General features: G+C 43.9%; 24 protein-coding genes. All 24 read left to right on the top strand.

All coding sequences use genetic code 11. The annotated features are described in order from the left end of the window. Position 1 precedes the first annotated feature (1 nt). Positions 2–1,261, top strand: coding sequence for an MORN motif containing protein (locus NE665_RS02885; protein ID WP_233104515.1), 1,260 nt, complete (start codon positions 2–4; stop codon positions 1,259–1,261). Next, the gene (locus NE665_RS02880) at positions 1,258–1,806 is read left to right on the top strand and encodes a Pvc16 family protein (RefSeq protein WP_178759852.1); all 549 of its coding nucleotides are present in this window, start codon (positions 1,258–1,260) and stop codon (positions 1,804–1,806) included. The genes NE665_RS02885 and NE665_RS02880 overlap by 4 nt, the downstream gene beginning before the upstream one ends. A gap of 2 nt (positions 1,807–1,808) precedes the next feature. After that, positions 1,809–2,192 (top strand): DUF4280 domain-containing protein, encoded by a 384-nt coding sequence (locus NE665_RS02875; RefSeq protein ID WP_178759853.1) that lies wholly within the window; start codon positions 1,809–1,811, stop codon positions 2,190–2,192. Between the two features lie 11 nt (positions 2,193–2,203). After that, positions 2,204–3,085: a DUF4157 domain-containing protein gene (locus NE665_RS02870; RefSeq protein ID WP_256302452.1), complete on the top strand. Its 882-nt coding sequence runs from the start codon at positions 2,204–2,206 to the stop codon at positions 3,083–3,085. Positions 3,086–3,159: 74 nt separating this feature from the next. Next, on the top strand, positions 3,160–4,878 hold the full coding sequence (locus tag NE665_RS02865; protein WP_178759855.1) for a phage tail sheath family protein: 1,719 nt from the start codon (positions 3,160–3,162) through the stop codon (positions 4,876–4,878). 16 nt (positions 4,879–4,894) lie between these two features. Beyond that, a complete protein-coding gene (locus NE665_RS02860) occupies positions 4,895–5,326 on the top strand; it encodes a phage tail protein (RefSeq protein ID WP_009274192.1) in 432 nt (143 codons plus the stop codon). 10 nt (positions 5,327–5,336) lie between these two features. Further along, positions 5,337–5,699: a phage tail assembly protein gene (locus NE665_RS02855; RefSeq protein ID WP_178759856.1), complete on the top strand. Its 363-nt coding sequence runs from the start codon at positions 5,337–5,339 to the stop codon at positions 5,697–5,699. A 184-nt stretch (positions 5,700–5,883) separates the two neighbouring features. Next, complete coding sequence (locus tag NE665_RS02850; RefSeq protein ID WP_233104514.1) at positions 5,884–6,351, top strand: phage tail protein; 468 nt, start codon at positions 5,884–5,886, stop codon at positions 6,349–6,351. Continuing rightward, positions 6,338–7,117: a hypothetical protein gene (locus NE665_RS02845; protein ID WP_178759857.1), complete on the top strand. Its 780-nt coding sequence runs from the start codon at positions 6,338–6,340 to the stop codon at positions 7,115–7,117. The genes NE665_RS02850 and NE665_RS02845 overlap by 14 nt, the downstream gene beginning before the upstream one ends. Before the next feature lie 4 nt (positions 7,118–7,121). Then, entirely contained in the window at positions 7,122–7,724 is a 603-nt protein-coding gene (locus tag NE665_RS02840; RefSeq protein WP_178759858.1) for a hypothetical protein, read from the top strand. Beyond that, complete coding sequence (locus NE665_RS02835) at positions 7,721–8,785, top strand: hypothetical protein (RefSeq protein ID WP_178759859.1); 1,065 nt, start codon at positions 7,721–7,723, stop codon at positions 8,783–8,785. Before NE665_RS02840 ends, NE665_RS02835 begins: the two co-directional genes overlap by 4 nt. Before the next feature lie 5 nt (positions 8,786–8,790). Beyond that, positions 8,791–9,552 (top strand): phage baseplate assembly protein V, encoded by a 762-nt coding sequence (locus NE665_RS02830; protein ID WP_178759860.1) that lies wholly within the window; start codon positions 8,791–8,793, stop codon positions 9,550–9,552. Beyond that, complete coding sequence (locus tag NE665_RS02825; RefSeq protein WP_009274201.1) at positions 9,545–9,928, top strand: GPW/gp25 family protein; 384 nt, start codon at positions 9,545–9,547, stop codon at positions 9,926–9,928. Before NE665_RS02830 ends, NE665_RS02825 begins: the two co-directional genes overlap by 8 nt. A gap of 322 nt (positions 9,929–10,250) precedes the next feature. Continuing rightward, positions 10,251–12,959: a hypothetical protein gene (locus NE665_RS02820; protein ID WP_233104513.1), complete on the top strand. Its 2,709-nt coding sequence runs from the start codon at positions 10,251–10,253 to the stop codon at positions 12,957–12,959. 73 nt (positions 12,960–13,032) lie between these two features. Continuing rightward, positions 13,033–14,952, top strand: coding sequence for a hypothetical protein (locus tag NE665_RS02815; RefSeq protein ID WP_178760195.1), 1,920 nt, complete (start codon positions 13,033–13,035; stop codon positions 14,950–14,952). A 22-nt stretch (positions 14,953–14,974) separates the two neighbouring features. Further along, on the top strand, positions 14,975–15,970 hold the full coding sequence (locus tag NE665_RS02810) for a phage tail protein (RefSeq protein WP_178760194.1): 996 nt from the start codon (positions 14,975–14,977) through the stop codon (positions 15,968–15,970). A 10-nt stretch (positions 15,971–15,980) separates the two neighbouring features. After that, positions 15,981–17,828 (top strand): ATP-binding protein, encoded by a 1,848-nt coding sequence (locus NE665_RS02805; RefSeq protein ID WP_256302451.1) that lies wholly within the window; start codon positions 15,981–15,983, stop codon positions 17,826–17,828. A 439-nt stretch (positions 17,829–18,267) separates the two neighbouring features. Further along, a complete protein-coding gene (locus tag NE665_RS02800) occupies positions 18,268–21,024 on the top strand; it encodes a sigma 54-interacting transcriptional regulator (RefSeq protein WP_178760193.1) in 2,757 nt (918 codons plus the stop codon). Then, complete coding sequence (locus NE665_RS02795; RefSeq protein ID WP_178760192.1) at positions 21,014–21,835, top strand: sugar phosphate isomerase/epimerase family protein; 822 nt, start codon at positions 21,014–21,016, stop codon at positions 21,833–21,835. The genes NE665_RS02800 and NE665_RS02795 overlap by 11 nt, the downstream gene beginning before the upstream one ends. 13 nt (positions 21,836–21,848) lie before the next feature. Next, complete coding sequence (locus NE665_RS02790) at positions 21,849–22,268, top strand: PTS fructose transporter subunit IIA (protein WP_120146100.1); 420 nt, start codon at positions 21,849–21,851, stop codon at positions 22,266–22,268. A 16-nt stretch (positions 22,269–22,284) separates the two neighbouring features. Then, positions 22,285–22,764 carry a PTS sugar transporter subunit IIB gene (locus tag NE665_RS02785; RefSeq protein WP_178760191.1) on the top strand — a complete coding sequence of 160 codons (480 nt, stop codon included), beginning with the start codon at positions 22,285–22,287 and terminating at the stop codon, positions 22,762–22,764. A gap of 92 nt (positions 22,765–22,856) precedes the next feature. Further along, positions 22,857–23,630, top strand: coding sequence for a PTS sugar transporter subunit IIC (locus tag NE665_RS02780; protein WP_178760190.1), 774 nt, complete (start codon positions 22,857–22,859; stop codon positions 23,628–23,630). Further along, positions 23,617–24,450, top strand: coding sequence for a PTS system mannose/fructose/sorbose family transporter subunit IID (locus tag NE665_RS02775; RefSeq protein WP_083785729.1), 834 nt, complete (start codon positions 23,617–23,619; stop codon positions 24,448–24,450). Before NE665_RS02780 ends, NE665_RS02775 begins: the two co-directional genes overlap by 14 nt. 35 nt (positions 24,451–24,485) lie before the next feature. Then, a complete protein-coding gene (locus tag NE665_RS02770; RefSeq protein ID WP_178760189.1) occupies positions 24,486–25,484 on the top strand; it encodes an SIS domain-containing protein in 999 nt (332 codons plus the stop codon). The last annotated feature ends 73 nt before the right edge of the window (positions 25,485–25,557 follow it).

The raw sequence follows: 25,557 nt of genomic DNA, 5'->3' as shown, positions 1-25,557 counted from the left end.
TATGCTTCTGTTACTGCTTGTTCTCTGTATTCCGATTTTTTTCTTTCGCAGAGATTTGCAGCAGCTCTTAAATCGCATCACCAATCAGAATATGGAGGCTGCCACCTTTTCCTATAATGATTTAAATCTGGCAAAATACCAGGGTAATGTGAAAATCCTGAATCAGGAAGGAAAGCTTACCTATGAGGGCATGTTTTCCAATGGGGCATGCAATGGCAAGGGAACCTTATATGATGAACACGGACACAAAATCTATACCGGTGAATTTGTGGATAATGTTATGGAGGATAAAAGCGGTACCCTGTATTTTGACAAAGGAGATATGCGCAAATATGTCGGAGAGGTGCATAACAACCGTGCGGATGGAGATGGAACGGCTTATCGCAAAGTCGATGGGAAATATTCTTTACTCTATGAAGGCTCCTTCGTAGATGGTGAATTCGAAGGGAAGGGGATTTATTACGATGAGCAGGGAAACATTGACTATGAAGGGGAATTTCTTGACAACATGCGGCATGGACAGGGGATTCTGTATGAGGAAGGTGCCTATACCCGCAAGGTGTATCAGGGAGAATTTGCCTTTGGAAAGCCTCAGGGTAGCGGTACGCTGTTTGATACCTTCGGCAAGGCTTACTATACAGGTGCCATGCATGAAGGGCATATCAACTTTACATCCTTTCTGCCATCCACACTAGAAGATGTACAAAAAAGCTTTCTATTGCCGTATCACATATATGTTTATGAAAATACAACGGCAATCGTATACAAAACAGATTTGTTATCCCTGGCTTTCTTTACCAAATATCCATTAAAGCTGGATAAAGGCGAGAAAGAATGGAAGCTGAAGGATAAGCAGGAGCCTAAGGATATCGTAATTTCCTCCATCATGATGGTGGATAACAATATTGATGATCCTAATACCGGAACAGAACCGGATAAAATTGAAGCCTCCTGGCAGAAGAAATACCGCCCGCATACACAAGAGCTTTTGATGGATGCCTACGATGTAATAGCACTACGGCTTACGGAAAATAACCAATTTAAAGAATATCGCAAATGTACAAGCCTTGTAGATCACGGAAATAATATAGAAGAATTGCAATACCATTTCCAGCTTGATCTTACAAGGCGTGTCCTCTATCCGGTAACGGAGCTGTCTATCGGCTATGGCTATCCGATATATGAGGATAAGCTGCTGTATACCATCATGCTTAAGGAGGATGAGGCGGTAAAGGAAGAAAGTGAGAAATTTGTGAAATGATCCATGAGGTATCTAAGACACTATGCGCACAGCTGATTGACCAGCTGTATCCGGATTATCTGCTGGACCGCGACGGCGTGCAGCTCTGCATTCCCAGACATGAGCATCAGGATGTACAGATTGGTATCTATCTGTATGATATCAGCGAATACTCTATAACCGCACAGCGCTATGCAAGTGTGGATGGAGATTCCCGTGTATTCCCCCCAAAACTGATGGAACTGAGCTACCTGATTTATGTGAATGAGGATGCACGCTTTGGCGGTTACAATAAGGAGCAGGAGGAAATCCTGTATGAGAAAATGATACAGATTTTCCATGATTTGTCTGTCTTGCAGGTAAAGGACCGTCAGCTTCCTCTGCAGTTTGTCAATATGGAGCTGGATTCGAAAATTCATATATGGGAAAGTCTTCATCAGCCTTTGCAGCCTGCATTATATCTACGTGTTGCACCGGTGGAGATAGCTTCTATGAAAAATGAAAAGGTCAATATTGTACGGCATGTGGATGTCAAGACAAAAAGTAAACACAAAGGAGGAGTTTAAATATGGGAGCGATTGTAACAACAGGAGCTATGATGAAATGCTCGTTTGGGGTGGCACCGTGTCCCTTTCAGGCATTGAGTAATACAAGTGTATTGGCAGGATTGCCTGTAGGTACCATGCAGGATATCAGTCCCGGCAGTATTCCAACCTTCGGTATGTGTCAGAGCTTGGCGAATCCTGTGGTAGCCAGTGCAACAGCTGCTGCATTGGGAGTGCTGACACCGATGCCCTGTATGCCTGTAATAGCTGGACCATGGATGATTACAGGACCCACTGTTCAGGTGAAAGGAAGCCCGGTATTAACAATGGATGCTAAGGCAATGTGTGCATATGGAGGTACGATTCAGTTTATATCCACATCGGCACAAAAGGTTACAGTGAAATAGGTATGCTGTATTTGAAAAAAGAAATGCCCGAAAAACAAGCGGGTATTCCATCCGATTTGAAATCTGAAGCACAAAGAAAATCAGGCTGTGATCTATCCAATGTGAAGGTATATTATAACAGCATGAGACCGGCACACTATCAGGCAGCTGGAATAGCGCAAAAGGATACGATTTATCTGGCTCCCTTTCATGAAAATAAGTTAAGGCATGAGGTTGCACATATCGTTCAGCAAAAACAGAATATAATTTCTGATAATAATGCAAGTGGCAGCGTTGTTTTAAATCAGAGGTTGGAACAGGAGGCAGAGAATTTCATAATTCATAATAACTCCGGCACTGTCCAACAGGGCATGACGCAACAAAATGTAATCCAGCGATATGTCGTGATTCATGGAACCCTGTATAATGATTACACAATGTTGAATGAAATTCAGCGGGCATTGAGTGGCTATACACATCAAAATGGTTTACCACCGGTCACAGAGAGAATGCGCAAATACTTCGAGGATAGAGTGTATTCAGAGGTTGATTATGGAACCTTCCCCTCTATGCGTGCATTCTTCTCCAATATGTTTGTGCCTGTCTATGCACCTCTTCCATTGGTAGCTGCAAACTGCTATCTGGGTGACACGAATGGCGTTACCATCACGATGAGTGGATATCGTGCTACGGACAACACCAATGCAGATACCGCTGGTGCAGCAACAGGGTATACGAAAGCGATTGCAAATGCAGCTGCGCCTGGGGTCAGCTATGAGTGGCATCATGGTCATTATAACATGGCAGCTAACCAGTGTCAGATGATCTTAGTGGAAAGCGGATATCATAGCGGTACAAGCCATATCGGAGCGTGTTTTTACTGGTCGCAGCATAACGGCTGTGACTATAGATAAAGGGTTTATCGTAAAGCAGTATGAATAAAAATATACGTAAAGTAATGCCTTAAGGGTGAAAAGGAGGAGTAGCAATGGCAGAATATTTATCACCGGGAGTATACGTAGAGGAGTTTGACAGCGGGCCAAAAGCCATGGAGGGTGTTGGAACATCGACAGCAGGGTTCATCGGACTTGCGAAGCGCGGCCCTGTTACCGGAAAGCCGGTGCTGATTACCGGACTTTCACAATTTCGCAGCGTGTTTGGAGGATATCTGGATGCCTCTGTGAAATACCGCCATTTAGCATATGGAATTGATCAGTTTTTTACAAACGGCGGCAGTTGCTGCTATGTCATGCGTGTCGCAAGCAGTCAGGATACAGCTGCTGTTCTAAAGCTGGCTCATGAAGGTGTCACTCTGCATCTGGAAGCAGGCAGTGTCGGCGCATGGGGAAATGAAATCCGCGTCTCCATGGAAAAACAGCGCCTGATTAAAACAAATATCCTGGAAGAAGCTAAGGATGAGGAACAGCGGATATTCCGAGTTAAGAGTATCAGCGGATATGAGGCTGGTGATTTGGTGGAGCTCGTTTCCAATGAAGGAAAAGAATACAACCGTATTGTCAGTGTACGAGAGGGAGAGCTGGAGCTGGAACACAGCTTTACGATTCCATACGCAGATAACAATATGCTTCCTTCCATATTTCTACATCGAATCGGTTTTCTTATACAAGCAGAATGTGACGGTATCGTGGAAACCTATAATGTTTCACTGAACAGCGCAGCTACGGATTTTGTGAACCGCGTTATGGGAAAGGGAATCATATTGCACGCGGTATTCTCCATAGAAGAGGAATCCGTTGACAGGCTTTCCTCCTGGCTGACGCAGTTTGCATTAAACGACGCTGCTTATACCGGCTTTTTGAAGGATGGAAAAACCGTAATAGAAGAAGGTGCCGAGTTGTTTCTGGGGGAGGATAAAGGCCCGGGTAAGCGCAGCGGTTTGGAAGCTTTCAAAGAGGTGGATGATGTCAGTATTATGGCGATACCGGGTGTGACAATTCCGGAAGTGCAAAGTGCACTTGTCGCACACTGTGAAGGACTAACAAATCGTTTTGCCATTCTGGATATGCCTTCTGATACGCGCAGTGTGGATGAGATGCTGACCCATCGTTCCTATTTTGATTCCACCTATGCGGCCATCTATCATCCATGGCTGCAGATGTTTGATCCGCTTATGAAAACGAACAGCTATTTTCCACCGAGTGCCTCCATGGCAGGTATTTATGCCCGTGTGGACAATATGCGCGGAGTGCATAAGGCTCCTGCAAATGAGGTTATCCGCAGCTGTACCGGGTTAAGTGTGAATTACAATGAGGTGGAGCAGGGAAAGGTAAATCCGAAGGGAATCAATCTGATTCGTTCACTGCCTGGACAGGGAATCCGTGTCTGGGGTGCCAGAACGATGTCCTCTGATCCGTCTTGGAAATATATCAATGTGCGCAGGCTTTTCATCTATGTAGAGGAAAGTATTCGTGCCAATACAAACTGGGCGGTATTCGAGCCGAATGATGCCAATCTCTGGATGCGTGTGGAAGGAACGATTCATATGTTCCTAAATACGCTGTGGAGAAGTGGTGCACTGGCTGGCTCCAGTGAGGATCAGGCATTCTTTATCAACATTGGCCCATCGACTATGACACAGGATGATATTCTGAATGGCAGATTGATTTGTGTAATTGGTATTGCACCGGTACGTCCGGCAGAGTTCGTTATCTTCCGTATTACACAGAAGATGCAGGAACTGTCATAAATAAGGAGGAAGCACTATGGCTGTTGTATATCCATTTAAAAAATATAATTACAAGGTTACTGTGGGAAGTCTTGGAGACATGGGATTCTCCGAGATATCCGGTGGAGATATTTCCTATGAACCGATTGAGTATCGGGAAGGAAATTACGAATCCAGCTCTGTGATCAAACAGCAGGGCATTGTAAAATATGGCAACGTAACATTAAAATACGGATTGACTGCCAACAAGGCACTATATGACTGGCTGAACAGTACGCAAACCGCAACTGTGAAACAGGAGGATGTGGTAATTGAATTGCTGGGAGATGATCATAAAACGGTTCTTACCTCATGGACACTGCAGAAAGCAATTCCTATCAAGCTGGCACTTTCCGATTTCAGCGCCACCGGTAACGAGCTGGCTGTGGAATCCGTGGATATCGCTTGCGAAGCGATTATCAGAGGGTAGGTGAAAAAATATGCAGACAGAATACACATTTACGCTGCCCAAGGGATATCGTGATGCAGAAGGTGTGATACATAAAAACGGTACCATGCGACTTGCAACCGCAAGGGATGAGCTGGATGCGGTACGGGATTTTAGAACCCGCTCAGCCCCGGAGTACATGACGGTTGTTCTGCTTAGCAGAGTCATTACAAAGCTGGAGGGCTGTGATTGTGTCACTCCGGAAATGATTGCCGATATGTACACAGTAGATGCTAATTTTCTTCAAAATATGTATGAAACGATAAACAATAATGAGGATATGATCATTCACGTAACCTGTCCGCACTGCGGCAAGGAGTTTGATGAACCGATAAATTTTTCACAAAGGGATTGAGTCTGTACAGTCGCGATACGTTATATGAACAGATTTCATTCCTAGCTTATTACTTTCACTGGAGCTATGATGAGCTTCTGAATCTGCCGCATAAGGAACGCAACCGCTTCTGTGAAGAAGCCGGCAAAATCAACCGCAGAGCAAATGGAGAGTCGGAAAGTATATTCGACATATAATCGGAGGTGTGTATGAACAGAAAAGGAAAGGGATACCAAGCATATCCGGTATTTATAGCTTTATGACAATGGAATTACTGCATGCCTACCGTTTTGGTGTGACCATACAAAATACAACTATGGGATTTCAGGAGCTGAGCGGCATCGCCCGGGAAATTGAAGTAGAGACATACCAGGAAGGAGGACGGAATGATTCTGTTCTCCTTTTCCCTAAACGTACAACCTCACAGGGGATGGTAACCCTGAAAAAGGGCGTTTACAGTAAACAGCAGCATCCGTTTTATCTGGTAGGCGAGCAGATTGACTCCATGGCGATTGAGGTATATGGAAATGATGGAAGGACGGTCATGAAAACCTATACATTAAAAAATCTTGTGGTAGCGAAATGGGAGGTGTCTGCTATGCAGGCACAGAGCAATGAAATCCTGATTGATACCTTTACACTGGCATATGGAGAGCTTTATGTTCTTTCATAACTGGAGGCAGAAGCGTAAACTGAAAAAATTCCGACCCATTGCAATACTATCGACGGATGCGTTCTACCGACATGGCTTTCACCCGGTTCTTTTAAGACCGAAGACAGTTCTCAAAGAAATAAAAACCAGTGTTATACGAAAAGAGGAGCATACGCACCATATTCATCACAATATGACAATGCATGTGCATCAGGCGCAAACCTTTTTACAGCTGCAGCAGCAAAGCAATAGCAATAGCCTTGTCATACAATCAAAAAGAATCATAAATAGAAGCTATCCGGGGAGCATCCTGCAGCTTCGTCTTGCCCGGTTTTCTGTAAAACAAATGGCAGAGCAGCGTTTGCTGGAAGAAAAAAATTATTATCAATACCATCCAGCCAAAGCCAGAGAGCTTGTCACAGGCTATTTACAACATACAGAAACAAAAAGCTATTTAAACGCGTACATGCAGAAGCATTTGTCCATCTATCCCCAAGGTGTACAGCTGCACAAATCATCTTTGTTCACATCTGTTTCCTTGCAGACCTGGAGACAGGTACTCCATCCTGTGGTACAAAAGCAAAGCAGAAAGCTGCTGTATCGGGAAAGGCAGCGACTGCAAAATCAGGTTATCCCAAAGGAGAATGAAGCAGAGAAAAAAGCAGAGACCAAGCAGCAGATAATGCCAGGGAGTCAAAGCATTGACATGAATGCTTTAATAAGAGCTGTTGTACGGGAAGTAGAGCGTAAATTAAAGCAGGAACGACTGCGTGAGGGAAGGAGATAGGTATATGCTGACAAAGGCAAAGCTATCTAATGTGGATGATAGTGGAAAACCGGGATCGGATGTGTTTTATGTACAGTTCAATCCGAATGAAATTTTAATCAGTGAAGCGGTTGCTTCCTTATACAGCATGGAAAATGGATCCAAGGATCCTAAGGTGAATCCTGTGGATACGAAGAAGGAAAAACAGGTACTGCATCTATCCACAACGCTTTTCTATAATACCTATACCTCTATATCCCAAAGCAGCTATGAGGATATCCGCTCCTATATACGGAAGCTGTATCCGTATACTAACGTCGGTGTGGAAACCAAGGAGCAATTAAAGAAAATCTGCTTTACCTGGAGTTCCATCTGCGTTATCGGTATATTGGAAAAAATAGATGTCCGCTATACGATGTTTTCTCCTTCCGGCATTCCCGTACGCGGCGAGGTTTCTATATCCATAGCCGGAGAGTATTATGGGGAACAGCTGCAAACAGTGAATCCCAGTGAACAATCGGAGCTGTGTGTGCATACCTCCTTTCTGGATGCTCTGCGCGATTATAAAGACAGTGAAAACTGGAAAAATCTTGCACAGCAAAATGATGTGAAGAAGGCAAGATTATGAAGCTGAGTGAAGCAAAAACTGCAAATGCAGGCTTTGAAAAGCTTACAGTAACCGTACGCATTGATAAACAGCAGCTGTATCCGGGCTGTCTAACATTAAAAGAATTGCATGTCGATACATCCTGTGAGCTAAAAACCAATACCGCAGAGCTTCTCTTTTGTGATATTACAGATACCGGTGCCGTGAAAGCTGTATTGCAAAGCGGCGCATGTATCACGATCGAGGCGGGCTATCAGAAAACGGAGGAGCTGCTCTTTCAGGGCTATGTTCATACGATTACGCTGCGGGAAAGCGGAAGCGGAAGTCTGCAGGAGCTGGAGCTGTATGCACAGGATGTCAAGGGCCTGATGATGCTGCATAAGCGGTGTGCTGTTGAAAGCGGAAAAACGAAGAATGCCTTGCTTCAGGATATCCTGAACACAACTCTGTATGCAGAATATACTGCCTCTGTGAGTATTACGCCACTGGCTGGGGCCGTGGATACCCTGTGGTCAGCCTATGGCTTTACAGATTACGATATCCTGCAAAGACTATGCTCACAGACCTTGAATACCTGCTATGTTCGTGGAGATACTCTGTGCTTTGAACCGCGTTTCACCGTACACAGCGAAACGATGGAACTGGATGCTGCGCAGGAAGTATACCGGGTGGAATGCAGATATACCATACAGGATCTTATCGGGAATGTACAAACAGCAGCCTGTGACGGATTTACAGAAAAAAAGGCAGTACAGGAAAGTATCGCGGCTTCAACCCTTCCCTATACCCAAAAGCTTTCCAATATTGTGAAGCATACCTCCACAAGCATAATGGATGATGGATTTCATGATATGGAAGAATTAAAGTATATGATAAGCGGAATCAAAAAAGAGGTGGAAAACAGTTATGCGAAATGTAACGGACAGTGTGTAGTCCTGCCCTGGCTGTTGTGTGGCTCCCAGCTGATTCTGCCAGAAACCGGCGACAGAGATAAAATACAGGGCTATGTCATACGCGTTATCCACCATATAGATCATGTCAGTGCCTATACCGAATGGGAGGCAGTCATACAGAAAGGATGATGAAAATGGATCTTATGCATATGGACGAACAGGGCAGCTTTCGCAATATGGTAATTGCGACGGTTGCCGGATATGGAAGTGAGGAAAAGAAAGCAACGCTGCAGGTGAAGCTTCCGTATATGGAGGATGGTAAGGATCTGTTGGAGGGGGTGGAGCTTCTTCTTCCCTATGGTGGTGTAGGCTTCGGTTTTTTATGCCGACCGGAAATCGGGGATCAGGTCATGGTGCTATTTACCGGTGAAACAGCACGCAGAGCTGTTGCCATCGGTTGTATAGCTGCGAATGACAGCTCTTTATGGAATGCCTGCAGTGAGAAAAATGAACAGAAGCAATGGCATATGAAAAATGGTATGCAGCTGTCCATATGGGATGAGCAGGATGCCTCAAAAATGGAGGTGACCTGCAAGGATACCTCACTGAAGCTGGATGAAAAGGAACAGCTGCTTTCTGTACAGCTAAAGGATAGCACACTGCATATAGACGGAAAAAACGGAAGCATTGCACTGGATGCGGAAAAGGAGTTGACCCTGCATTGTGGAAACAGCAGCATTACCATGAAAAAGGATGGAAGTATTACACTGGAAGGAAAGAATCTGCAGATAAAGGGACAGACACTGACAAGCGAAACGAAGATGGACACCAAATTCAGTGGACAGAAGCTGAAACTGGAGGCGAAGCTGGATGTAGCTGTTAAGGGGAATTCCGGTGTGAAAATTTCTGCCAGTGGTATTACAGAGGTACAGGGAGGACTTGTGAAGCTTGGATAAACATCGCAAAGCAGTGCTTTCCTTTCCCTTTCAGATTGATCCATGGACGCATCATGCAGCGCTGTGTGATGAGGCACAGCGTATACGAACCAGTGTTTTCCTGATATTGTCAACTCATGTAAAGGAGAGATGGATGCTTTCCTCCTTTGGCAGTCGCTTAAAGGATTATGTGTTTGAAAATCAAGGAGTTGAAACAGAGGATATGATACAGCGTGAGATTATCGCATCCCTGCATACATGGGAGCCGCGTATTGATGATATTCAGGTAAGCTTTCAGCGGGAGGATGCAGTGCTGCTGCTTACGATTACCTACGTGTGCAGGCAAAACGGCCAGAGCGATTCTTTACAATACCCGTTACCGCTGGAGAATGAATAGGCATTTCACTTGCTGGATGCGAATGAAAGTATGTTGATCACAAGGATCGTAATATGAATTTCATTGTGGACGTAATGGCACAGCAGACAGCTTGTAAGAAACAATAGTATGTGTAGAGATAAGAAATGCAATAGGTAATTACAATACAAGAGTAATAGAACAGAGGACAGTAAGCATGAAATACCGTGTGTACAAGGTGATAAGAAATATAATGGGTATCACACCACGAGAGTAATTGAAAGAGGAATCATATAAGGAAATATAATGCGTGTAAGACAGTATACACAAAACAGGGAAGGAAATAAGGAAAGGTGGCAGGGGTATGATTGATGTTAAGATGCTTCAGAAACAACGGCAGCGTGCATATCTGAACGAATGGCAGGCGGATGAACATGATCCTGCGGCAATTCTTCAGGATATCGGGATTGAAATGCTGATGAGAACACAAGCCTCCTTGCAGCAGCTGATGCAGGTTCACAGGACCCGGTATTTCAACCGGCTGCCATATCAGCGCATATATGGACAGACATGTATGACCTGCCTTCAATTCCAGCCTTCCCCCTCTTTTTCTCATACGCTGATGAAAAAGGATACTCCTCTGTATATGCAGGGAAGCTCCTTGCTTCCAATCAAAGTGAAGGAAGATATCCAGCTTCAGCATACGTATGCAAAGGAGGTGTTTTTCGCATATCCGAACACACGTAAAATTCTGCAGTTTCCTATGTGTAAAGATATTCCGCTATTTACAGAACATGGCAATAATATCCAACGGTACGCGCTGCAGTTTACGGTTGGAAATATCTTTAAACGCAGGAAGCATGCGATTTGCGAGGTTTATTTTGAAGTCGGTGAGGCGCAGCTTGAAGAATTTCTCACATGGCTGGTATCCGGCAGTGTTACCTGGCAGATACGATTTGCAAATGAGCTGCGCAAGGATTGGACGCTGACGCTGCATAAAACCCATCTTAGCTTTCATTTTCAGGAGAGCTTTCCCATGGATGAAGGAGAGCTTCTGTTTTCCATGGAGGTAGGCGATACACAGCGTATTCCGGCACTATGGGTGAATGGTATCTATCTGCGTATACCTGGTGCTTCTGCTTATCCGGACAGTATCAGTGTACAGGATATGGAGGAAAATCCCGGAAGTTTTCCACTGGCAGATGCTCCGATATCTATATTTCAGACGTGCTATATGCGCTGCGATGAGGTTTTTACACGCCTTGGTGCAGAGCTGACCTGGAGGTTTTCCACCGGGGAACAGCTGTATACGGCGGGGAAAGAGCTGATTGAGGATCAGGAATATCATTTATTTATGCGCAGGCTTCCCAGACAGCAGGTTGTCTATGATGTCTATGTCGATGGTGTACGCCTGGAGTATTTCAATGGAGAATGGGTAAAGCTGAATGATGTTCATTTTTCAAAGGATTTTTTTCATCAGCCGAAGGATTCCTGTACCATGCATTTTCGCTGTCCGAAAGACATGCTTTCATATACCTATGACGGAGTGGAAAGCTACTGGTTTCGGTTAATGATTACGAAAGCAGAAAACTGTTATCAGCTGCCATCCTACCATCATATCCCGCTGATTCAGCATTCCCGTTGGGAATATGATTACGGAAACAGCCGTATATATCCAAAAAGTGTAAGAACCTATGCGAATGGAGAAAGTCATACCATAGAAAACGGACATTCTTTTTTGCTGTTTCCTGGCTTTCCTGCACAGCGGACATCTATGTATTTTCTGTTCAATCAAAAGCCGGCGGCAGGAGCGTGCCGTATGTTTGTGGAGCTGCAGCATTCCTTTGATTGTATGCAGAATGTACGATATTTCATAGACGAGGGAGCTGCGCTGAGACCATTGGCGGTGGAGGATGAAACGGACGGTTTTTCTCACAGTGGATTGCTCAGTATGTTTTTCCCCTCCGATATGAAGGAAACACAGCGCTTTGGAAAAGCTGGCTTTTGGCTTTGCGTACAAACGGATGGCAGTATGCTCAATAACCGTCTGTTAAGCATACAGCCGAATTGTGTGTATGCATATGGTGATGATGAAATACAGATTGAAAAAGAATTCTATATACAGGAGCTGCCGGTGGATATAACCTGTGAAGAGGATGTTTGCGAGGTGTATATTCAGGATAGGAATTACTGGCAGAAATGTACATTTGCGGCTGATTCCGAAAATCTTCAAAAGCATCAGATTTATTATGATGAGGATCAGCGAATCGTTACGATAAGCCGAACAATCCTGCAAGAGAGAACGGAATCAGCGCGTATTCGTGTAAAGCTCATTTGCAGAAGGCGGGAACAGCCACAGGAGCTGCCGCAGGGGACAGTTGTATTTCCTGCACAAAGCACGCAGAGGATAACTGCCGTTCACACATTGACAAATTCCAGCTGGCAGCGGATTAGAGAAACGGATGAGCATCTGATACAAAGACTTTCTCATTCACAAACAGAGCCTGCACACATACTGACTCTGCAGGATATGGAACGGTATGTGCTGGATCAGCTTCCGGATGTACAGGATGTGCGTTGCTATGCGCAGGATGGGGAAATACACACGTTTGTTTTGTGGACAGATGCAGGCTTTACGATGCAGAGCCGTGAAAGGAAACAGCAGGTACAGGAGCTTTTACAAAAGAAGCTGCCGGATACCTTTCATAAGGACATAATCGTACGATCTCCGGAAACCGTTATGCTCGATATCCTGTTGGAAATAGAGCATGAGGATCTGGATTTGGATGGGCTTGTAAAGGAACAGATCAAAACGTATCTGCATCCTGTTCATGGACGGGACGGAAAAGGCTGGAGAATTGGTGAATACTGCAAAGCGGAGGAGCTGAAGCACTATATACAGAATGTGTTTTCCGATTGTACGGTTTCAAATTGTGAGATAAGAGGTCGTATATGGAAACAGGATACAGTGATGTGCCATGTGGAGAACCTCATGGAAAACAAAGCGGGTATTATGCAGGTGGGAGCCGTGAGGATTTTAAGAGGAAGCAAGGCCGAAGTTCATGCGGACTAAGATAAAAAGCCGTTTTGAACAGCAGGTACAGGAATTGCTTCCTACCTGAATATAAGGGAGAAAAGGAGCGCTCATGAACGTACTAAAGCTGGATACGTACACATACAAAGAGCTGTTTGCAGATGCTGTAAAGGAATGGAAGCAGCGCAGTGGAGAAGAGGAAATATTCCCTTCCGATGTTTCCTATACACTTTTGGAAATGCAGACGATGCTGGTGGATATGCTGAATTACTACAGTGATCAGGTGCAGGAGGCACATATCAAAAAGTATGAAAGACTTCAGGGCCATAGGGAAGCAGAACTGTGTCCTGTACCCCTTGCTTTCCGCATGCAGCCGAAACAGCCGATGATGCTTTGGGAGGGAACGCAGTTTCCTGTTTCTATGGGTGAAACCGTGCTAATGCTAGAGACTATGCATTCCTATCAGCTTTTTCCAAACGAAATATGCTCCATATACGTAGAACAGAATACGAAGGCAGAAAATATCACAGAGCTGCTGCGTGCTTTGGAGGGCACCTATACCCTTTCCTTACAGGCGTCTGTCTGCAGCCTGTATATCCGGATAAAAGACCCGCTTCCAAAAAATATTTCCTGTTCCTTATATATATGTGTGGAAAATTCCTGTGTGGAGAATGTGGAAATGGAATGGCCAGATATGGCGGAGCTGTATGTGGAATACTTCAGTATTCACGGCTGGCAAAAGGTATGTGAGTTACACGATGCCACCCATGCATTGCAGTGTGATGGGGAACTGCGTTTTCAGACAGGGAAGGATATGGTGGAATCGACCTGTTTTGAAGAATGTGGATTCTGGCTGCGTCTTCGTATAAAAGAGAAATGTCTGGATCATCCCATCGGTTTACAGGCAATATGGATGAATACGGTGCTGCTCAAAGCACAAAATACACTTGCAAAATCGTGGGAGCTGCCAAGCCTTGCTATGACGCATATCCATATCAGTGGGGATATCGCAAAGGAACAGGTTATGCTGCAAATTCAGGGAATGGACAAACGTTGGAGGCTGCATCCACACCGCCGCGTACAGTCGCAGCATGACTGTTGTTTTTACTGGGAGGCATTCCCAAAGGATATCATAGCGGCACGTTTGATTGCACAACGGGAAGAGCTGCGGCATAAGGCTTCCACCTTTACATTGAATGGAATCTGTTCACAAAGCATAGCGCTTGCCCCCTTATCAGCATACCGGCTTGCCTTTCTGATGGAACCAAGTGTATGGCAGGATGGTGACATCATAGACAGGTATGAAAAGGGGAGTGGTGGTATGGGATGCTATCGGACAGAGAATGGTATCTGTATGGGGAACGGCAGGGATTTTCAGCTTCCTTTAGCTGCAGAGAATGCATTGCTGTTTACCGATTTTGTTCAGAAACAGGAAAATTTTACATTGCACAGAGAAACGATACAGGTATATCTCCCTCATCTGACGGGAAGCAATGCACGCAGTACACCGCTTTATGAGATACCGTATGAACAGCCGGGAATCTTTTTCCATAAGGAAGAGCTTGTTCAGTTTCTGTTGCAGTATCCCCTGTTGTCAATTTCGGAGGTACGGGTACAGACAAAACCCGGGCAATGGATGATTCATATACTGGATACCTGCAATCACGCATGTCATATCCCGGCTTATCGCTGTTATGTACAGCGGCTTGTGCAACAGCATGTACCCTTCACAGATCGTGTATGTGTTGAGGATATCCATATACAAGAGCTGTGCATTGCATTAAGGATACAGGTGCTGGCATCATCACAGACAAAAAATCAGCTGGAAGCGGTCTGTAAAGATTATATACAGAACTGCAGAGTGCAAAGACAGGATCTGTATGCTGCTGATCTTTTACAGGAATTAAGAAAGAGCAGTGCCGCAGAGATTATCCACTGCTGCTTTCAAAGAGATCATGATTATGAAAGGCTGCCCTATCAGGCTGCTGTTTCATATCGTTTAAAGGCTGTTGTCATAGCACAGGGCATATAGGCAACCACTGGAGGTGAAGGTATTGAAGGAGGCATTATGTTATCAGTCAAATAGAGAAATGCGTCTGCATGGGAATGCCATTCATATGAAGCCGGCACCCGATGGTGCACTGGCAATGGATGTGCAAAGCAGTGAAGCTGTGTATGTCAGTGATGTGTTTGACTGTGGAGAGGTATCAGGAACATGGGACGAGCTGCATTTACATTTTGAACAGCTGTGGGAGCTGCAGGCTTCTGTCTGGATGTTTGATGCTGAAGCTGCCAAAACACAGCTGCTCACGTTATCTGTTGAGGATCAGTTTCATGTGATACGGCAAAAGGGATTCACGCAAAACAGTAGTGATATGTTATTGTATGGCAGAGGGGAAGCTGCTTGCGGACGTTATCTGGTCTTCTGCTTTCAGGTACGAAAGCCAAAGGGAAATCATCTGTATTTTACAGGCTATGAACTGAGCTTTCCGGCGGTTTTGTTCAGTGAGTATTTGCCCTATGTATATCAAAACAATCCAACGCTGGACGCTTATCTGTCTGTATTCAAGGATGTTTATCTATCGTTAGAGGACGAAATTGACAGGTTCTATGAACAGCTGGATCCGGAAAGTGCAACGGAAGAAAATCTGAGGGAGCTGCTTACCTGGCAGGGGCTGGAACATTTTCAGGATTATGCTGAGCTAGCTGCACTGCGCATGCTTCCGGCTTTATGGAATCGTATCTATCGGGAAAAGGGCAGTCTGTTTTATCTTTCCGAGCTGGTGAAGTTTTTGTTTCACATTGAAGTATGTATGAAAGCAAAGGATACTGTTCTTCATGTATTTGTACCTTGTATACCTGTGGAGAAAAAGCAGAAGCTGTTATTCTTTTTTCAGCAAGAGGCATCGGCGAATACGGAGATACAGGTACATTTTATGAGGCAGTCCTTTATGAATCACAATGCATATCTTGGAATTACGACAGCTCTGCAAAAAGCAGACAGAGTAATGAATACTGCACAATTGAATTGTGCGGATATCATGAAGTGAGGAATTCAATATGACAGGAAATAATCAGGAGTATGTACAGAAATGTTTGGAATTTTCTGAACGGCTTCAGGCAGAGGGGAAACCAAAAGAGCTTGCAGTATTGTTTCAGGAGCTCCAAAAGCCCTCTGCATATCCAAAACCACATCTTCTTTATGTGAAGGAAAAATTTCAGCTGGATGATATACTGTATTTTCTGTTTCTATGTGCCTTTCTTTATGAAACAGATACAACTTTATCCTCCTATGTATATAAAAAAACAAAGGCATCCTTTCTTTCTTTGGGGATCCTTTTGTCATGGTATTCAGGGTTGTATCCACTACCTGTAAATGCCGCAGCAGTATGTATGGCTTTTTTAAATGAAGATATCCTTTTCCAGCGTATTGAAGAAACCTATCTGATGATGACGCCGGTCAGATTACAAGCTTATGTATTATACTATCTGTCCAGTGGCTGCCTGCCTCAGCATAAGGCGTTTCGATATGTGGAAGTATCACAGCAGACATTTGCTTCAATATATAAAGAACAACTGGCAGAACTGTTGAAGAATATAACTTTAAATAAATCATGTATTTTAGCTGCAGAAGCACATGCAGGAAAGCGAACACTGGCATTGCAATGTGCAAAAACTCTTGAAGAACCAGTGTTTTTACTATCTGGTATTGCATGGAAACAGGCAGATGTAAAGGAACGATTTCATATATTGAATTGTATTGTTTTTTTTATCAGACTGCAGGATGGAGGTATTGTTTATTTAGATACTAAAGAGGAACTGCTAAGAGAAGAGATTTCCTATCTTGAATATTTTTTTAACTGCCTCAATATCCCTGTTATTATTTCTGCTGAATCGGTTATCACAAACAGATATCCAGTCATACAATTACCTCCGTATTTATCTGCAGCGGATTTGCGGACAATGAGTTTCTTTCTTTGGGGAAAGGAATGGGTTAAATCTTATCTTCATATGACACCGCAGGATATGGTGGATTATAAAAAAACAGACCCTGAGGGAAGCAGATTGAGTAATTATCATATGGATATAATTTCTAGTGATTGTAGTTCTCCACTTTATAAAATACTGCCTGCTGATTCACAATGGAAGGACTGGCTGGGCAGTGATGACCTGAAGGAACAACTGCGTTATATTTTATTTAGAATTCAGCATATGGGGGATTCTGACTTTCATGTACATGATAGAATGCAGGCATGTATTGTCCTGTTTCATGGTCCAAGTGGTACCGGTAAGACCTTGGCTGCCAAAATTCTAGGAAAGGAAGCTGGTCTTCCTGTGTGGCAGGTAGATCTTTCAATGATAATGGATAAATATGTCGGAGAAAGTGAAAAACACCTGCGTAAAATGTTTAGCAATGCTCAGAGAAATAATTGTATCCTGTTATTTGATGAAGCGGATGTACTTTTTGGAAAGCGGACAGCAGTATCCTCTTCAAATGATAAATATGCGAATAGTGCAACGGCCTTTTTACTGCAGGAAATAGAGCAGTATCAGGGGATTGTGATTCTGACAACCAATATCCTTCAGAATTTCGATGATGCTTTTTTAAGACGTATAACAGTCATGATTCGGTTTCCTCTACCTGATAAAACTGTAAAAGCAGAAAAATGGAGAGTTTGTTTTTCCGATATCCCTTTAAAAACAGAACTTCCCTCTATCTGGCTTGCAGAGCATCTGAATCTTACTCTGGCACAAATTGAAAATGTTGCAGTCAATGCCGCTTGTTACTGGAGAATGGAAGATGGTGCTGTCTTTACTTTGGAACATATCTTAAAGGCAGTCAAATTGGAATATAATAAACGACAGGAGCAGGTTCCGGTTGAAGTAATGAAATTTCTTCATAATTAGTTTATGGATATATATGCATAAGGAAAGGAGTGGTGTCGTGAATATGATGTCTTCTTGCAATCAATAAAACTACCATCGCGATAGAATGAAAAATATTATGCAGTTTATCCGCGTTTATTGAAACTGTCTGATACGGGAAATACCATATATTATCTATATTCTTTTCTAACAAATATTTAATTATCAGTATAAGAAATCAGCTGCTTTTATTTTAAATGATATCACCAAATCCCAAAATATGAATTCATAAAGACACTGTTGCCGTCATTTCAACAGTGTCTTTTCAATCAACACTACATAGTGTTGAAACCGCTTTAGTGTTTGAGATAGAATGGAAGCATTGCGCAGTGTCAAAAATACAGAACTCTGATGACATGAGGCAATGTGAATTTCTATAATGGTATCGTAAAGAAGCGGTACCGGAAAGTGAGGTGGTTCCATGAATATCACAACATCAAAGCTGCAGATTCTTGATTATCTGCAGAAAATTACTCGGGGCTTGCGGATGAATGAGCTAGGCGGCTTCACAACAATCAGTATCAGCACAGCTCTGAATATCTCGCGTTCCTTAACCTCCCAGTATCTCAATGAGCTGGTGAAGGAGGAGCGTATCATAAAAATCAGCACCCGCCCCGTCTATTATATGGATCGCAGCGTGCTGGAACGCAAGTATCAGCTGGAATTAAAGAACAGTGAATATCTGAGCCTGAGAGAGCTTATGAAGGAATTACATCAGAACAGCCCGAGACTGCAGGACTTTCAGAAAGCAATCGGCTGTACCGGCAGTTTGCAATACCCGATATCGCAGTTAAAAGCAGCGCTCTCCTATCCGCAGGGAGGTCTGCCCGTTATTTTGCAGGGAGAGAAGGGCTGTGGAAAATCCTACCTTGTTCGCCTGACACATGAATTCTGTCTTAATCGCATGACATCATTACAGAAGGAGCTCCCGTTAGTAAAGAAAAAGGCATTTCGGGATGAAAATAAGGGCAGGCAGATGGAGGAATTATTCGGAATGGGAGCAGTCAATGGACATCCTGCGGTAAAGGGCCTTCTTGAGGAAGCAGACGGCGGCATCCTATGTATACAAAATGCCAGCAATCTGAGTGAGGAATGCCAGGAAAAGCTGGCGGATTACCTAGCGAGAAGCAAATTTACGCGTGTCCATGATGATCAGGCACAGATTGAAGCCAAAGTTCAGATTATTCTTTCCACAAGCGAGGATCCACATACCGTATTCTGCCATAACCTGCTGCTGAGCATTCCTGTAATCTGTACAATTCCTTCCTTTCAAAAACGCAATGAGGAGGAACGGCTGGAATTTGTCATTAAATTCTTCCAGGAGGAGCAGCTTCGCCTAGAGCGCAGTATATATATATCCAAGCGCCTTCAGCATTTCCTAATGGGCTATCAATTTGAAAGCAATATTGACGAGCTGCGCAAATGTATCCGTACCATCTGCGCCAATGCATTTGCGGATTGCACCTCAAAGGAGCGAATGGATATTTATTTATATCATCTTCCGGTGCATTTACTGGATCATTTAACAGTGGATAAAAACAGCAGAGACCGTGATTCACTTGTCCGCATTGATACGGTGGAAAAAAATGAAGCAGGAAGTAAGATTCTCGTCATGTGGGAACAGCTATTACAGGCATTTGACGATTATATTGCAGGAACACAGTCGTTTAACGGTTTTCTTGAACAGGGACAAAAGGCGCTGCGATACTATTATGACATTCTTGTATTTCAGGAAACCTATTATGACGGGCGTCTGGAAGCCATGGAGAAAATTGTAATCGAAGTCCTGAACAGTGTAAAGGTGATTAAAAATATCAATCTTCCAATCAACTGTGCCTATGTGCTGGCAAGAATGCTGGTATCCGCACAGAAAAACACATCCTCCCTGTATGAATGGGAACAGGATCATCAAAAGGATATCCAGCAATGTTTAAAGAAAATGGCGGGCTGTATGAGCAATGAATATATTCTGACAGAGACTATTGCCAGACAGCTGCACGCCAATATCAATATGCAGCTTTCCGAAATGAACCGGATTTTCCTCATGCTGAATATCAATTTCTATAATCGTGATATCCGATCACAGGATACTGTCGGAATTATTCTGAGTCACGGCTATTCAACGGCTAGCTCGATTGCGGATGCCGCAAACTCTCTTTTGAATTCCTATACCTTTGAAGCAATCGATATGCCGCTTAATACTCCGGTACAGGAAATCAGCGGCAAGCTGAATGATTTTATAGAAGAAAATCCGCATCTGAAAAATATCATTCTCCTGGTGGATATGGGCTCGCTGGAAGGGATCGGTGAGGTCATTGCGGATAGCGTCAATGTTGGAGTTATCAATAATATCTCAACCTCACTTGCCTTGAATATCGGTATGAAAATACAGCAGCACTATGAGCTGGAGGAGCTGCTGGAGCTTGCATGTAATGAAAATCAGTGCCGTTACAAGGTGCTTTCCGAAGCAAAGAAGGAAAAGGCCATTGTATTCACCAATGATGCAGGGATGCTGATATCGGAAAAGCTCTGCCGTCTGTTTAAGGACAGTTTGCCACGACCGATTGATCTGAAAATGATTGCATATGAATTTGATGAACTGATGAAAAACAGAACAGATGATATTTTGTTTCGAAAATACGATGTCGTGCTAATGATCAAGCCGTATTCCTTAAAGCTTAAAAAGGTTAACAGTGTGACATTGGAGGAAATTATGAATTTTGAAAACATCGAACAACTGAATCAGGTATTTTGTCCATATCTGAGCAATGAGGAAATCGAACAGTTTGACCAGCGTCTGCTGAAGAATTTCTCCATGCAGTCGGTAATGGAAAATATTACAATACTCAATGCTGATAAGCTGCTGGATTATGTCAGTGATGCTGTCAGTGCATTGCAGCAGACAATGGGAAAAAAGTTTCAGAGTAAAACCATTGTCGGCATCTATATGCATATCTGCTTCCTGATTGAACGCCTTGTCACGAAAACAGCTTTTGAGAAATACAAGGATCTCTCCGGTTTTCAGGAAAAGCATAGAGATTTTATCGATGATGTGAATCGAAGCTTTGAAATTATGCTGCAGCATTATCATGTCAGACTTCCGATATCGGAAATCGCCTATCTCTTTGAGTATATAGAAAATGATTTGCAAAAGGGAGGCGGGGCTGATGAATTTTAAGGACAGGCTTTGTGCAATGAACTGCCATTATCGCTTTTATGAGCTGGAAGATTTCTTCCGGTCTATCCATGCACAGGGCATTTACTATGCAGAAATCTGGACAGGGCCAATGCACTATTATGTTGATACTATGCGGCATGAACCGGTGGAGAAGCTGAAAAGACTTTCCGAGGACTATCAGGTAAAGATCATAGGCATCTGTCCGGAACAGACGAACCCGAAGCCAAACAATATCGCGGTTAAAGGGGACATGCGCAGACAGGAGGTATTCAGCTATTACAGGCAGATGATTGATATCGCCTGTGAAGTTGGGTGCCGGCAGGTTCTTGTGACAAGCGGATGGGATTATTACAGTGAACCGGTAGAAGCAGCGTGGGAGCGTTCTGTGGATATGATGAGGAATATCGCTGCCTATGCTCAGTCACGGAATGTAACACTTGCTTTGGAAGCACTGCAGCCAAATGAATCACGTCTTGTTAATACGATAGCGGATATCAAGCGGTATCGAAAGGATGTGGGGAGTACCTGCTTGAAGGTCTGCATAGACTTTGGGGCCATGGCGCGTGCAGGGCTCACACCGCAGGATTATTTTGAAGCATTTGGTAACGATATCGTGCATATTCATTTCGTGGATGGAAATCCGACAGGTCATCTGGCATGGGGGGATGGCAAGCGTGATTTGAAGCAGGATTTACAGATACTGGAGCGTTATGGGTATCCTGGATATCTCTCTTTGGAAACAGCAACCCAGCGCTATTATGAAGAACCGTGGACTGCGGAACAGAAGACACTGAAAAGCTTTGGTTTATGAAAGGAGGGAGCTTATGGAACGACATTATATACTCGCAAGTCACGGAACATTTTCTCAGGGGATTTATGATTCCATACGGATTATTTTGGGAGAAAAAAAGAATGTGCATATCATTACCGCCTATGTAAAGGAGGGGCAGGAGGTTGGATGTCTGATCGCTGAAACCTTGAAAAGCATACCGGTAAATGCTGAAATTATCGCCTGTACGGATCTGTTTGGCGGCAGTGTCAACAACGAGCTGATGAAGTATATCGGAAGAAAGGATTTCCATTTAATGACAGGAATGAATTTACCAATGCTGATGAATCTGTTTCTGTTTTCCAATGAGCCTGCCAAGCAGCTGATACACCGCTTAAACAATGAGGCAAAATGCGGTATTGTATATTGCAATGAAAAGGTACAGGAATGTTTATCGGAAGAGGATGAATTTTAAAAAGGAGAATATGATTATGATAAAGTTATGCAGAGTCGATCACCGTCTGCTTCACGGCCAGGTTGCGTTTTCCTGGACCAATGAGTTAAATGCCGACTGTATTCTGATTGCCAATGATGCGGTAGTGCATGATGAGGTATTCAAAACGACAATGAAGCTGGCTAAGCCGTCCGGTGTTAAGCTCGTTATCAAAAGCCTGGAGGACTCTATTAAGGCTATCAACAGTGGTGTTACGGATGATAAATACCGTCTGCTTGTTGTAGTTAAAACGATACATGATGCCAATATCCTGAGTGCAGGCTGCTCCTCTGTGAAAAGCATCAATCTTGGCGGGACGATACGCCGGGAGGGCTATCGACAGATCAGCAAGGCAATCTTCATAAACGATGAGGATGAAGCAGAATTAAAGGAATTGCAGGAGCGCGGAGTTTCCATCTTCATTCAGCAGCTGCCTGCAGAATCTGCGGTGGCATTGGATCACGTATTGCATCGTTAAAACAGTTCGCTCCCCGTTCTATGCAGCGGGTCAAAGTACAATAGGAAGTATATTCCTGATAAAGGCATGAAAATGCGAAGGAGGAGGAAATCATGGTACAAGCATGTTTAATCGGATTGATAGCAAGTCTGGGTGTCTTTGGCGATCAGCTGGGATCCCTGTATATCAATCGGCCAATTATTCTTGCACCGCTGGTCGGTCTGGTTCTGGGGGATCTTCACCAGGGGCTGGTTATCGGCGCAAGTCTGGAGTTATTCTTTATGGGGGCTGTCAGTATTGGAGCCTATGTTCCACCGGATACGATTGTGGGCGGTGTTCTGGCGACAGCATTTGCAATTTCTATGGGGAAGGGGATTGAAACCGCAGTTACACTGGCAATGCCGATTGCGCTTGTTTCACAGGCAATTGGTAATTTCTGCAATGTATTCAATTCTGTGATTTTACGTTTTACAGACCGTTATGCAGTGGAAGGAAATTACGGCGGTGTGGTAGCGACACACTGGCTGATTGGTATGATTACCATTGTTCGTAGATTTCTGCTTGTATTCTTCGCGTTCTATCTGGGAAGTGAAGCGGTTGGAAATATGATCAATGCGATTCCTGACTATGTGACAAATGGAATGGCTGCAGCAGCAGGCCTGCTTCCAGCTCTGGGATTTGCTATGCTGATGCGTATGACGGTAAACAAACAGAATGTACCCTACTACTTTCTGGGATTCGCACTTGCTGCATATATGAGTGTGCCGGTTCTTGGCGTAGCGATATTGGGGGTAATTCTGATCGTTGTAAAATTTGATTTTATGAATCTGAAAGGAGCTGCGGCTGGTGATGCCAATGCGATGGTGAGTGATGATGATGACTTCTAAATCGGATAAGAGAATACAGAAAGCGGACATTACAAGAATGGCATTTAACCAGGGCTCTTTGGGAATGGAGTTTTCCTGGAACTATGAGCGTCAGATGCACATAGCCTTTGCCATGATGATGAATAAGATTTTGAAAAAGGTTTATGCTGAGGATGAAACAGGCTATAAGGATGCTTTAACCCGTCATGTGGAGTTCTTTAATATCACACCGCAGCTTGCTCCGTTTGTTGGCGGTATTGTAGCATCCATGGAGGAAATGAAGGCGCGCGGTGAGGTAGATGGAGAAGCGATTTCCAGCATCAAAACGGCACTAATGGGCCCCTTGAGCGGAATTGGTGATTCTGTGTTTGTCGGCTGTCTGCGTGTTATCGCTGTTGGAATTGGTATTTCTCTGGCACAGAATGGGAATATGTTTGGACCGATCGTATACTTTCTGATGTATAACATTCCGGCATTTATCGTTCGCTATTTTGGTGCACATTTTGGATATAACATCGGCTTCAAATATTTGCAGAGGATGCAGGCGAATGGCATGATGGATAAGCTGCTTGCGGCAGCCAGTATCCTTGGTGTTATGGTTATCGGCTGTATGTCAAAGGATATGGTTTGGACAACACTGAATGTGGAGCTGAGCAAGGTTGGAGAAGAGGTTACCACACTGCAGTCCATTCTGGATGGCATTATGCCCGGTTTGATTGGACTGGGCGGTACATGGATGTATTACTGGCTTTTGAAGAAAAAGGTCAATCCGATCATTCTTATTCTGGGAACGATGGTTCTTGGAATTATAGGAGCTTATTTCGGTGTGCTTGCCGGGTAAGATAAATAGCAGACAAAAAAGAGGAGGACATGAACATGTTATTGAAATTTAATGAAGATTGGACACGCAGCAGTGTTAATGGAGCGTTGGCGATCCGTAAGGATATCAACAAAATCGTGGATGAAATATGTGCAGAGGGGTATCGCAATATTTGCTGGCTGGGGATCGGGGGAACCTGGGCGAGCGGTATGCAGGCCGCTGTTCATATGAAAGAGATGTCAGAAATTGAGACTTGGGCAGAAAATGCGTCTGAGTACAATACGACAGGAAATAAACGTATTGGCAAGGGAACTGTTGTGATTACATCCTCTGTAACGGGAAGTACGGTGGAGGTGGTAGAGGCTGTAAAGCGAATGCAGGCAGCCGGGGCCAAGGTGATTGGATTTATCGATATTGATACGACAGAACTGGCAAAGCTGGTGGACTATGAAATTGCTTATCCTGTTAATGAACAGCTGAAGTTCTTTATGGTCGCAGATCGCTTCATGCAGAATCATGGGGAGTTTGACGATTGCGATGAAATGTATGCGGAATATGAAAAGCATCTGGCACAGGCACTGATTGAGGTTGAAAAAAAGGCGGATGCTTTCGGACAGGAATTTGCGAAGAAGCACTGGAATGATCCTATTCATTATTTTGTGGGAGCCGGAAATCAGTGGGGAGCTACCTATTCCTATGCAATGTGCTATTGGGAGGAGCAGCTATGGATCAAAACGAAGTCCATCACCTCCGGAGAGTTCTTTCACGGCATGTTTGAGATCGTCACAAAGGAGACACCGGTTACAGTGTTTGTAGGAGAGGATGCGCAGCGGCCATTATCTGAGCGTGTGGTTAATTTCTTACCGAAAATCTGTGAGAATTACACAATTATTGATACGAAAGATTATGAGCTGAAGGGTATCAGTGAAAAGTATAGAAAGCATATTTCCCATCTGGTGATGCATGCAGTAAATAATCGGATAGATGCTTACATGGAGAGGGAAACAAGACATCCAATGGATATCAGACGGTATTACAGAAGGCTGGAGTATTAAAAGAAATTCAGAGTTTATTGTTCATCAAACTGTCAGAGAAGCAGGTCGTACGTTAGGACAGCCCTTTCGTCAC

It is taken from the genome of Clostridium sp. DFI.1.208, assembly GCF_024463855.1.
Classification (GTDB): Bacteria; Bacillota_I; Bacilli_A; order Erysipelotrichales; family Erysipelotrichaceae; genus Clostridium_AQ.
This window is presented reverse-complemented; position numbering and strand designations above follow the sequence as displayed.